Source organism: Aquabacterium sp. (genome assembly GCF_004297345.1).
In the GTDB taxonomy this organism is placed as follows: Bacteria; Pseudomonadota; Gammaproteobacteria; order Burkholderiales; family Burkholderiaceae_C; genus Aquabacterium.
The window spans coordinates 1-12,502 of the sequence record NZ_SCTN01000623.1 but is presented as its reverse complement, the minus strand read 5'-3'; the positions used below and the strand labels follow the sequence as shown (position 1 = coordinate 12,502).

Here is a 12,502-nt window from a genome sequence, read left to right as displayed (position 1 = left end):
CAATGGTCGCGTGGCTGCAAACCGCTGGCCCTGTCTCTATCGCCTCGGTAATTGCTATTGGCGGGCTCATGCTATTGGGGCACGCATGATCCGCCGCATCATTATCGAGGCCGTCGCGCAGGAAGATATGCGCCCGCCGTACAACCAAGACAAGGAGGGCGGCGATTGGATAATCGACGGCGATACCATCACGGTTCGGTCAATCGGCGAAGATTTTGAAAACTGGCAACAACCCGAAACATTTCTCTACGCCCTTCACGAACTTATCGAGTGCATGTTGTGCCGCAAGGCGGGCATCTCTCAGGAACAGGTTGATCGCTTCGATGTCGCGCATGAGTACATGCAGGATCACCTTCCCGATGCCCAGCCTGGGGATCATCCCGCAAGCCCCTACCGGCTACAGCATCGGCGAGCGTGCCTGATAGAGTTTCTGGTGGCTGACATGCTCGGCATCGTCGGGTATGGAAGGATGGAATGAAGATCCTCGTCGTAGATATCGAGCAAATGGCGCTCGATTTCTGCCTGCGCTGTGCGGCGGCTGGCCATGAGGTTCGCCTATATCGTCACATGCCAAAGCGCAAGGAACGATACGCCGAAGGCTTCAAAGAGATCATGCTGGTAGACGACTGGCGTGCCTCGATGCCGTGGGTCGGCAAGGACGGGCTTGTCGTGTTGACAGGCAATTTCGTGCTGACGGCGGAGTTGGATCGCTGGCGCGAGATGGGTTACTCGATCTTCGCGCCAACCGCTGCCAGCGCCAGAATCGAGATCGACCGGATGCACGGCATGAAGGTTGCCGAGGCTGCTGGCATCGCCGTACCGGAATACCATGTGTTCAACAGCCTAGAGGAAACCGAGGCGTTCGCGCGCAAGCAGGATCGCGGCTTTGTCTTTAAGCCAGCCGGCGACGAAGAGAACAAGGCGCTGACCTACGTCGCGGAAGACCCAGCCGACTTGGTGGGATGGTTGCGGCGGCAGATCAAAGCCGGCAAGCAGATGAAGCAATGTCTGCTGCAAGAGAGGATCGACGTGCTGAGCGAACTTGGCGTGTCGGGATGGATGGGCCTCGACGGCTTTCTGCCCGACAAATGGGGCCTATCGATCGAGCACAAGAAGCTGATGCCGGGCGAGCGTGGCCCGGCGACCGGAGAAATGGGCACTGTCTGCCAGTATGCGGAAGAGGACAAGCTGGCCGACGAGATGCTGAAGCCGCTAGAGCCGGTTTTGCGAGCGCTCGGGCACCGAGGCGATTTCTCGGTGGGCGCAATCATCGACACGAAAGGGAAGGCGTGGTTTCTGGAAGTCACGGCACGGTGCGGGTATCCGGCGTGGTGGATACAGACGGCCTCGCACCGAGGAGACTCGGCCAAGTGGATGCTTGATCTGCTGAAGGGCAAAGACAGCCTGCGGGTCAGCTATGATGTAGCGATCGGCGTCGTCTGCGCGCAGCCGCCATTTCCCTACGGGCATGACGTGCCGCATGCGATGGTCGAGGGCAACCCGATCAGCGGCGTAGATGAATTCCCTGATCAGGTTCACCTCGCCTCGGTGATGCGCGCCAAGGGGCCGGTATGGCGCGACGGCAAGATTGTTGAAGAGCAGACATACGAGACGACCGGCCCGTATGTGCTGGTCTGCACCGGCCTGGGAAAGACGATCGAGCGGGCAGGGGTCAAGGTCTATCAGGCGGTGGATGGGGTGCGCTTTGCCGACAAGATGGCCCGCGACGACATCGGGGAGAAGGTCAGCGCGGTGATAGATAAACTCCACCGTTTCGGCTATGCTCTGAACCTGAAATAGCCCGCCGTGAGGCGCGCGACCCGGAGACGGACAATGCGGCATGCCTGCTGACGCGCTTACGCCGTCACCGATTCAGCGGTTCGTCGATAACAACGGCAATGCCCTTGTCGGCGGCTTGCTGTTCACCTATGCGGCCGGCACCACCACGAAACTCGCGACCTATACCGATTCGACCGGCAACACGCAGCAGACCAATCCGATCGTCCTCAATTCGCGGGGCGAGCCGGAGAATAATCTAGGAACATCGGTTGGGATCTGGCTGACCAGCGCTTCCTACAAATTCGTCCTCGCGCCCGCTGGCGATACTGACCCGCCAACAAATCCGATTTGGACGCTCGACGGCATTACGGTCGGAGCTGGCTCTTTCCCTATACCCAACGACACAGTGCTGGGGAATGTTTCGGGCGCTCCAGCAATCGCCTATGCGCTGACACAGGCACAATTTACCGCGATCATCAATCCGTTCACATCGACCCTCGCGGGCGACGTGCCCGCATCAGGCGGCGGAACGGCAAATTTCCTCCGCGCCGATGCGACATGGGGTGTCCCGCCGGGCACCGCGACGGCATACACGGCCTCGGGGGGCATTACCCTCTCAGGCGTCAATTTCACGCTATCCACCATCGCTAATCAGACGGTTCTTGGGAATGTGTCTGGCGGCGTCGCGGGGCCGATAGCACTCAGTCAGGCTCAACTGACGACACTTATCAACGCTTTTACCTCCGGTTTGTCTGGTGCCGCCCCGGCGTCAGGTGGAGGGACCATAAATTTTCTACGTGCCGATGGTACTTGGGCTGTTCCCGCGCAGGCTGCTGGTATCAGCGCCAGCACATTCTCCAATCCAGGCGTTTTTGCAATCACGATCCCGACCGTCGCGATGAAATTCACATTGGTAGGCGGAGGTGGAGGAAGCGACGGCACTTTCGACGGCGGGCTTGGCGCCATGGCGATCCGGTGGCTTAGCGGCCTGACGATCGGCAACACTCTGACGGTGACGGTAGGCAATGGCGGTAATTCCGGTGCGCCAGGACTGAATGGCGGGGATTCTCTGCTGACGAGCGGTTCCCAGGTGATCGCTACCGTGACGGCGGGGGGTGGGAAGGGCGCAAATGGATCGGCCGGCGCAGCCGGTACAGCGACCGGCGGCACGCTCAATGTGCAACCCGGCCCAATCTGGTCTCCTAATGGCGTTGGTGCTCACATCGTTGGGTTTGGTGGTGGCGGACTGGTGATTGCAGAATGGTAAGCCTTCTCCGTACTTTGCTTGTCGGGATTGCGGCCCTTGTCGGCGTAATGGTTGCGCGGCCGGCGCTGGCGCTGGGGCCATGCCCCAACGTGATGACGCCGAAGATCATCACTGCTCCGACGTACACCGTCACGCAGGACGACAATTGCTGGTGGATCGTCCTCAATAATCCGGGGAACGTGACTGTCACACTTCCTGCGCCCGGATTGATCTTCTCTCCCGGCTTTCAGATAACGATTCTGCCAGTTCAACCGGGAACGCAAGTTACATTCAATCAACTCGCCGATGATGCTGGCCACGTTCATCAGATCAATACCGCGCCGACGCTGACAACGGCCCAAGGCGAGGGTGGTGTTCTCAAAATTCAACAGGATTTGAATTGGTGGGTATTGCCGACAGGCGCGGTTGGGCGGCCGCTGATTCAGACAAATGCCGCATTGCAAGCACTATCTACGGCAAATTTCGCGGTCATCACCAGAGCCGGGTTTTATTCCTTGGGCGACGTGCCGTCTCTGTTCTACGTCGCCTCGGCGCATGCGTGTACCTTGAACGCCGGGGCCGGCGATAACGGCAGCCAAGTGAAGAGCGCGGACGGAAAATGCTGGCTGGCTGTCTATCCCAGCAACATCATGGATGTGCGCGAGTGGGGTGCTCATTGCGATAATGCGACCGATGATAGCGTTGCCTTTCAGGCGGCGCTCAATGCCGGCCTAACCGTACTCAACTCTAATGCATCCGTGCTCGTTCCTTCGCTTCGCTGTATGGTTAAGGGTAATCTCGCAATTCCTATAAACACCGCATTGCAATGCAGCACGCCATTCCCAAACGCTATAACGGGCACTGCCGCATTAAATACTGAACCCGCGATCGTGCTCGACCCAAGCAAGACGATTTCTGCTGCGGGACCAGGAGCCTCTATTTCAGGATGTTTTATTGTTGCTAGCGGTATTACGTTCCCGGTATTAACTATTCCGACATGGACGGGTATCGCAGTCAAGGATGCGGGATTTAGTGATTTTTCGTTGACCTACAGCACCATCGTGGGTTTTGACACCGCTTTTTACAATACTGGCGCGCGTCCTTATGTTCATCACGTTTTTGCGGATGGCACCGGCGTTACCCATGCCGTGATCGAGTTAGATGTAGGCAATACCGATTCGGGTGTCGCGGACTATATAAAGATTCAGCCTATCGGCACGGCGAACAGTTGTGCTGCCGGCAGGCGGCCGGGAACGGGGTTGCGAGTGGGGAGCAGTCCAGGCCCGGCGGGGATCTGGCTGGATCAGATTGTCTCGCAGAATTTCGACATTTATGACTACGACTTCCAAACCGGGGCGATCTTCGGCGCCATCTGGACAGACGGCAACAACTTTGCCTGCGCGGATTACGTCGGGAACATTGGAGTGCATGTCGCAGCGGGTAACTACGTGTGGGGCGGGAGCCTAGCGAGCTTCTCCGGCGATCCGGGAATAGTCGTTGATGCGACCAGCACGTTGAAGGCGGATTTCATCGCTTCGGAGTTCAGCGGGACGGATTGCATCCAGCTCTCTGGGGCGCTTGTAGCACAAACGGCGCTGCTGCTGGATTGCGCTGGTGGCGCAGCGAAGATTCTCGCCACTACAGGCGTCTTCTCTGTGCACAATCTGCAAATGGGGGGAAATAATGGTGGGTCGCTTCCCTTCATAAAAGGAGGAACGACAGGGCTGCTTGTAGGGGCAAAGCCCTGGGGGCAGGTGTTCTTCGACGAGCTGACGACGGACAGACCTGGAAATCTCTTCGACTCGAACTTTACCGGAACAGTTGGCTCGGCGCATATGACGGCGCTGATGCAGATAACGCCGACAGTGGCGTGTACGGGAATCGGCTCCACCGGGACGTGTAGCCTGCCTTCTCCACCGGAGACTGGGATCACATCTGGGACGATTTTGCTAACCCCAGGGGGAAGTGGGATTGCAGCGAGCGGGACGGTGACGGTGGGGATTTCTCTCGCGGCTGCTTTCCAAGTTGTCTGCTGGGCGCAGACAACGGGGGGGGATTGGGCGGCTGGATCGGGCGTCACGCCATCCACCTCGGCGACTTCGCCTCAACTTACAATGACTTGGCAAAATGGAGGGATACCACTTGTCTCGGCGACTCCGTATTCGCTGAGTTACGACTGTAAGTACAGATGAGGTGAGACCATGAAACGACGGCAGTTCTTTATCGCTATCGCTCTGGCATTGACGTGGGTAAGCGGAGCGTTTGCGCAGGTGTCTGTTACCACAAACCCAGCGCCGTGGTCGCAGATAGGTGCTACAACGCCATTATCCGCATCTGTGACTTCCTCGTCGGTTGCTCTTCCTGCGTACTCGCAACCTCCGCCGCCAACGGCCAATGTCTGTAATACCGGAACGGTGACGGTTTATGTGGCTCTCGGCGACATCACCGTCGTTGCAACGTCAAACAATACGCAGATATTGGCGGGAACTTGTCGCCCGCTTGCGCTGAATGGAGCGACTTATCTCGCGGCAATTACGGCATCGTCCACGGCGACGGTTACGGTAGAGCTTGGGTCGGGAACGTCGGCCTCGGTTGGAGGTACCGGGAGCGGGAGCGGCATGACGCCCAGCGCCTCCAATGCCGTGCTGCCGGATGCGCGCAACAACCTCGGCCTCGGCACGGCCAACACGCCGGCGTTTGCGGGAGCGGTCCTCAACTCGACGCACAGTAGCAGCGGGGTTGTCGCGCAGGGCCTTTACGGGCACGGCAGTTGGGTCGGTTCGGTGACGAGCGGACAGGCGTTTTTCAACGAGTTGGCGATCGACAACGATACGGTGAATACAACTGGCGCCGGCGGTCCTGGCGGTGCGATTGCGGTCTATATCGGGGAGAATTTGGGCAGCGCCTCACTGACGGGCGGCCGGACGACGCTAGAATCGCTCCTAAACCTGACCCACGCGACCGGCAATGGCGCAGCGAACCGTAATTTCTATGTCGCCGGAGCTTCCGTAGCGCAGGCATCGGCGAATGACGGTGGAACGAACACGACAGGTGCCGGCAACTTCTTCGCAGGCAACGATTCGGCAGCGTTGCAAACTGGGGCGACGTACTTCAACAGCATCGTGGGAAGAGAGATTGACATCGGTGTCGCGACAGGGGCGACAAAGGTTTCTTACAAAGAGGGGCTGAAGATCGTTCAACTCGGCACAGGCGGCGCGGCGGTTGATGCAATTCAAGGCACGACCGCGGACTTTGCGGTTGGAATAGTAAATCAAATCGGCGCCAGCACATACTGGTTGAATGGGATAATCTTTGGGGAGCCGGACGGCATTTGGGCGATCGATCCGACAAATGGGACAATGATCGGCACGCTGGCGACTGCCCTTGGTGGCCATAGCTATGCGGCGAAATATGGAATCGACTTTTCCTCCGTTACCTTCAGCAGCGGTTTCCTCAACTCGACCGGCTTCCTGGTAGACGGGTCAGGGAACACGACGACGAACGGGCTAGTCGTTGGATCACCGACTGGCGGCTCGCAGGGCACCGGGACGGTCAACGCGACGGGGCTTTTCGTAAACGGGGTTGCCGTTACCGCAGGCTTCCCGACAACGGCAAACGGTCTCGGGAGTGATGGGGCCGCATTTCTCCCGTGGAGTTTCAGCGCTAATTTTGCCGAGACCGGCACGACCTGGGATTTGACGAGTCGCGAGGATGACTGTACCTCGGGGACGTGCGCGGCGAGCGGCAGTGCAGCCATCGCGTCGTCAGATAGCGGGGCTTATGTCAAGCTCGATGCGCATGCTTACACGATCGTTCGAGCGAATACGGCGGGCTTCACCTCGGGCTTCTCGTTCTGCGGCGAGAATACCGGCACGACTGGCAACGCGACGATCACCGCGACGACGAGTGTCTGGGTTGGTGCGGGCGGAACGACGCTCGCGACGATCGAACCCGGTGCGTCGTTCTGCGCCCGGTCAAACGGAACGGACTATGAGATCGGCATCGCACACCACCTGGGCGACGGGCCAAGCATCACGCCAACGGCGCTCTCGGGCAATGTCAACGACTACAACCCAACGAACATGGCGACGGCGCGCACGATCCGCCAAGATGGCGGCGCGGCCGATCGAAACATCACCGGAATTGCGGGCGGCTTCGACAACCGTCGCCTGCGCATCACGAACATCGGTTCGACGAACAACCTCATCATTGTTGATCAAAGCGCCAGCTCAGCCGCTGCTAATCGCTTCCAAATCGGCGCGAACATCACGATCGGGATTAACAAAAGCCGAGATTTCTATTACGACGGGACGGTCAATTTCTGGCGTCCGGCAGATGTGGCTCTAGCGAATACCGTAACAGCTGGATCATGCGGAGATGCGACCCACTCTTGTGGGTTGACTTATGCAGTTGACGGCCGCATCACGGCGGCATCTAATAATGCGCTTACCAGCAGCGGTACGACCGTTGTAACGGCCTTCGTTACCTCGGAATTCGACGCCACCTCGACGACGGATGTGACGATCGCTGGGGCCGACATCACCGGCATGTCGCTAGCGCTGTCGGCTGGTAAGAATTATGCCTGTCACGGCTTTTTCCCCGCGACCGCTCCGGCGACTGGTGGCATCAAGATCATCTTCACATCGGAGGACGGCTTGACGTTTACGAGCGGTGCCTATTCGTTTGCTACTAGCAATTCATTTACAAATAGTAGCTCAACTACGATGGGATCGGCTATCGGCAATAGCAATGTAATAAATACAGGCTTTTTTGTCGTTGATGCCTTCGTGCAGATCAATGCTGGCGGCCACATGCTGATGCGTGGAGCACAGAATACCTCGAATGGTACGAAGACGGCGTATCTCCCCAACGGGTATCTGGCATGTACCCAACAAAACTAATAAAAAAGTCGGAAGTAAGCCGGCGCGATATCGTCGGCGGCGTGCCGCTGTTCTTCGCCTTTCGCGGAGGCGTCGGGACTGGAACGGCAGCCCCGTTGATAACCGGTGTCAGTCTCAGCAACAACACATTCGTCGGCGGATCGCCTGATGGAACGGTTGTCGGTGCAATCTCGGTACAGACCAACACTGGCAGCTTTGGCGGGACGCTGAGCGTTGGTGGAACGGATGCAGCAAAGTTCAAGATTGTCGGGAGCAACCTGGCGCTGAACGGAACGCAAGCGGCGGGATCGGATTCGATCACATTGACTGCAACCGATGCATCATTCACAAATTCGCCGTACACGACCGCACCGCTTGCGATCACTGGCACATCGAGTGGCGCCCAGCACCTGTGGGATTTGACCGCAGTCAACGACACCGCTTCGACGCAGACCGCCGGCACCTACTTCTTGATGCGCGGGCTGGCGTTCAAGGACGGCGACCTGCCAGCCGGGACGTACCCGCAACTCCTCGTCTCGGGCGTGGCGCAGCCGTTCACGCCGTTCAACATCGTAAACTGGCCCTCGGGCGCGGTGATGTGGATGGGCGCGCTGATCCGCCCGACATTCTCGCTCTCAGCCGCGGCGACGCAGGCTATCGGCGTGTGGAACGGCGGCACGGCGCCCTCCGCGAGTGGGCGGGCGCTGACCGATCTCTACAACCAGAGCCTCGCGTTTCTCGTCGATGCGGCGCCGGTCGCTGGGGCGAACCTGACCGGGACGTGGGCCGGCTACGCGCGCAATGATGCGAACAACTACGCACAGTACACGCTCGGCGACGGCGGGGCCGGGCTGCTCGTCGAGTTGCGACTGAAGTGCACCCAGACACCGGGCGGCGCTGCGCACGGCCAGATGGAAGCGACTGTCTGGGCGGCGATCCTGAACGACGCAAGCGGCAACCTCGGCGGCTTCGCGGTCTTGGGGCGAAAGACACAGCCCTACTGGGACGTGAACAGTCCGACGAAGAACTTCCGTGCGTTCTCGCGGGTCTATTACCAGTACGGTGGCGGCCCAACCTCGATCGACGTGCCAGGCGCGTGCAACGATGGTACTTACACACCGTTCACGTTCACCTGGTCGTCTGGGCAAATATTCAGCGCGCCTGGCAACAAGCTCTACAATGGCGCCTTCGCCGGGTCGCACGGGCAGGTCATTGCTGGCTACCTGACGACGACCGGGACGTTGCCGGCGCCGCTCGCAACGGGAACGATCTACTTCGCGACGGCCGCGTCGGCGAGCGCGACGACGATCAACATCAGCAACTACTCGACCGGCGAGAACGCGACGGCAGCGACGAACGCCGGCTCCGGGACGCATACCTTCAATCCGGTCCACGCATTGTGCCAATTCGACTCGCTCCAGGGCGCGACCGCGGCAGGGACGTGGCAGACCTTCCAGGGCACCGGGTCGATCACGTCGCCGTCGCTCGGTCGCGCGACCTACGGGCAGTCGTACTGGCAGTCGACCCGCATTCTTGGAGCGTTTAACCTCTCGTTGATTGGCTCGATCAGCAATGGTGTCTTTCCCTACCCGACGTGGAATCCGGCGAGCGTTGGGCCGCTGTTCACGACGGTTGGCGCGTCGGGCTCGCGCCCTGACCTCGGGCCACTAACCGAGTACTCGTCGCGACACTTCTACACGCAGAGCTTGATCGACGAGTTCATCGTGCGATGCGTCGGCCTTGCTGCTGGGCACTTTTGCCACAACTTCCGCGGCGCTGCGTCGAAGAACCTGATCAACCTGTCGAACACGTCCTACACCGGCATGGACGCACCGACTTCGACCCAGCAGAAAATTGGCTGGTCTGCCGTGGACGGCACCTGGACGGCGCCGCCGGCCTTCTGCCGCACCTTCGCGGTCGATTCCAACCAGTTCGACCACATGCCGGAGACGGTCGCCTACGCCTACCTGGTGACCGCCGAGCCGCAGTTCCTCGCTGGGCTGATGGAGATGGGGTCGGGGGCGATGCTGTCGCACTCGGTGCCGTGGCGAAACCCGACGACGCCCGTTGCCGGATACGGCCTGCCGGCGGCCTTCGCGACGCAGCAGCGCACCCAGGCATGGGCGCTCCGCACGCTCGGCCTCGCGGCTGCGTTGACGCCAAACCCGTTCTATGACGGCAGCCAAATCGCAACCTATTTCCGCGACCAGGTGGCGAAGAACTGCAGCTGGATGATCAACCAGGCGCTAGCGGTGCAGCTCAACTCGTACTGTCGGTCGATCGGCATGTGGATGGCGGTGCGCAACGGCACCCAGTTCAGTGGCATGACCGCGATGTTCGAGCTGACGTATCTGGCCTACGGGATGCGCTTCATCTACGCGTTGACCGGCGACGCGAACGCGCTGACTTGGCTGCAGAACTACGTCACGTTCCTCGCGCATCTGTTCGCGACGTTCGGGGGCTGGCCCATTGCGACCGGCTTCATCTGGCACACCGTCGTTGGTTCGACGACCCTGCCGATCGAGGGCACCGGCGCGATCACGTCGGACGCCCAGCTCGGCGGCATAATGGCGAGCACCGGCGGTGTGCAGAACATTCCGCAGACGATCTCGTGGACGACCGGCAACCCGGCATTCAGCATCACGAACTACAACCGCTTTGGGTACTCTAACCCGCAGGCTGGGGATGCTGTCATCTTTGGCACGAACAACAACGCGGCCCCAGCCGGCGGCAGCTACGCCAACGACACGGCGTACTACATGCGGGACATCGCGATCGTCGGTACGACGCTAGAGTTCAACCTGTCGGCGACGAACGGCGGTGCGGCGCTGCCAGCGCCCTCCGGCTCCGGGTCGCAGACGCCGGCGGAGAGCGGCCCGTTCGTCATGCCGCAGGCGAGCAGCACGACCGCAAATACCGGCGGCAACGCGAACGCCGACTCCTACATCGAGTACCTGATCGGGATATTACAGGAGTCGACCGCCGCGGCGATCACGGGGCTGAGCGGCGAGACGGTCGCCGCTCTGCTGACCGACCTCCAGGCGCGCCAGACGACGGCCGGATCGATCAACTGGGACGCTACTCAGTCGTGGGCGCGACAGACGAGCTTCGCGTGAGTGCCGCTATTGTTGATTAGGGGAATACATGGAATGTCAGATGATATCCCACGCAGCCGATGGAAATTTCCATCACGAGATCATCTGATACAGGTAATCTTAATTGTTATCATCGTGCCGTTGGCTGTGTGGGGGATAGATGTAAATCGCACCATAGCGGTATTTTCTAGTCGTTTGGATGGTGTGGAGAGAATGGTTGTCGAGCTTCAAGCCGATCGTAAATTTTCTACGGCGCAAATTCTTGACATGAACACCCAACTCGCCAAAATTTCAGCGCAACTGGAGGACATTCGGGAGTTGGAGCGCAAAAGGAAATGAGGATGTTCCCGGCGATTGGTCTCATTTTGATGGGAGCACTCGCATCCTGTGAGCCACCATCTGCGCCTCCGCCAGCCCTTATGACCACGCCGCAACGGCATACAAATACCCAGACCGATAAGACGGAGATCAATAGAAAATTTCAGGAAATTGAACGAAGTATCCAGCGATTGCGTCAGTCGATAGAGGCAGCGCAAGGGCAATGAGCAGATAATGTGATGAATGTATCCGGCGAAGAAGCCAAGCTGTATGATGCCGTTCGGCTCGACAATTTCGAGCGAGCAAATCGGGGCGAATTGATCAGCGCGGATGACGTGTCGGGCATTGTGATCTACAAGGACGCGGCCGGCGAGGCAAAGACCGTGACGCTGGGCGAGCACGCGATACGCATTCTTCCTAAGGGACGCTACGGATGAGCGACTTTCAAGTTAGCCCCATCGGCCGCGCCTTGATCGAGCGCAACGAAGGCTGCGAGTTGAGTGCCTACCGAGATATGGTGGGGGTACTCACGATCGGTTTTGGGCATACCGAGGGCGTCTATGATGGCCAGACAATCACCCAGGCCGAAGCAGATGAGATGCTAACTGAGGATCTGAGCGAGAAGTATGGTCTTGCCGTCAATCGCATGTGCGGTGATGCGCCTACGACGCAGGGGCAGTTCGACGCGATGACGAGTCTCGCGTACAATGTCGGCATCGCCGGCCTAGGGAATTCAACGGTTCTTCGCCGCCATCTCGCTGGGGAATACGCCGAAGCGGCTGACGCTTTCTTGATGTGGGATAAAGCCGGCGGTCATGTTGTCCAAGCCCTATTACGGCGACGACAGGAAGAGCGGGCAATGTATCTTGGAGAGCCTAGCACATGAATCCGATCAGTCCGCGCGTTTCCAATGGCCTCGGTGCCGCTGGCGGCTCAGCCCCGATCGCCATCATCCTGATTTGGGCAATCGGTCTTATCCTCGGGCATTGGCAGATCCAAGTCCCGCCCGAGATCGCCGGGGCAATGGGATCGCTGTTCTCGGCGGCGGCCGGCTTCCTCGGGGGATATCTGACGCGTCTAGAGGCTGGTCCGATCGCGCCCGTGCCCGTACAGGCTCCGCAAGCGCCGTCCGCTCCCGTCATACCCCCACCAGCCGTTCCGCCCGTTCCTATCCCGCCCGCGTC

General features: G+C 59.7%; 10 protein-coding genes. All 10 read left to right on the top strand.

What is annotated here, in order from left to right; all coding sequences use genetic code 11:
- On the top strand, nucleotides 1–478 hold a 478-nt coding region (locus EPO09_RS22255; protein ID WP_290646831.1), incomplete at its 5' end, for a hypothetical protein.
- A complete protein-coding gene (locus EPO09_RS22250; RefSeq protein WP_290646829.1) occupies nucleotides 475–1,800 on the top strand; it encodes a phosphoribosylglycinamide synthetase C domain-containing protein in 1,326 nt (441 codons plus the stop codon). The genes EPO09_RS22255 and EPO09_RS22250, both read left to right, overlap by 4 nt.
- Nucleotides 1,801–1,840: 40 nt before the next feature.
- The gene (locus tag EPO09_RS22245; RefSeq protein ID WP_290646827.1) at nucleotides 1,841–3,046 is read left to right on the top strand and encodes a hypothetical protein; all 1,206 of its coding nucleotides are present in this window, start codon (nucleotides 1,841–1,843) and stop codon (nucleotides 3,044–3,046) included.
- A gap of 92 nt (nucleotides 3,047–3,138) precedes the next feature.
- On the top strand, nucleotides 3,139–5,217 hold the full coding sequence (locus tag EPO09_RS22240; RefSeq protein WP_290646825.1) for a hypothetical protein: 2,079 nt from the start codon (nucleotides 3,139–3,141) through the stop codon (nucleotides 5,215–5,217).
- A 9-nt stretch (nucleotides 5,218–5,226) separates the two neighbouring features.
- Entirely contained in the window at nucleotides 5,227–7,926 is a 2,700-nt protein-coding gene (locus EPO09_RS22235) for a hypothetical protein (RefSeq protein WP_290646822.1), read from the top strand.
- Nucleotides 7,908–11,021 carry a hypothetical protein gene (locus EPO09_RS22230; protein ID WP_290646820.1) on the top strand — a complete coding sequence of 1,038 codons (3,114 nt, stop codon included), beginning with the start codon at nucleotides 7,908–7,910 and terminating at the stop codon, nucleotides 11,019–11,021. Before EPO09_RS22235 ends, EPO09_RS22230 begins: the two co-directional genes overlap by 19 nt.
- Nucleotides 11,022–11,054: 33 nt before the next feature.
- Nucleotides 11,055–11,339 carry a hypothetical protein gene (locus tag EPO09_RS22225; protein WP_290646818.1) on the top strand — a complete coding sequence of 95 codons (285 nt, stop codon included), beginning with the start codon at nucleotides 11,055–11,057 and terminating at the stop codon, nucleotides 11,337–11,339.
- A 218-nt stretch (nucleotides 11,340–11,557) separates the two neighbouring features.
- Complete coding sequence (locus EPO09_RS22220; protein WP_290646816.1) at nucleotides 11,558–11,755, top strand: hypothetical protein; 198 nt, start codon at nucleotides 11,558–11,560, stop codon at nucleotides 11,753–11,755.
- The gene (locus EPO09_RS22215) at nucleotides 11,752–12,204 is read left to right on the top strand and encodes a lysozyme (protein ID WP_290646814.1); all 453 of its coding nucleotides are present in this window, start codon (nucleotides 11,752–11,754) and stop codon (nucleotides 12,202–12,204) included. The genes EPO09_RS22220 and EPO09_RS22215 overlap by 4 nt, the downstream gene beginning before the upstream one ends.
- Nucleotides 12,201–12,502, top strand: a 302-nt coding sequence (locus EPO09_RS22210; RefSeq protein WP_290646812.1) for a hypothetical protein, incomplete at its 3' end; no start/stop codon positions are given. The genes EPO09_RS22215 and EPO09_RS22210, both read left to right, overlap by 4 nt.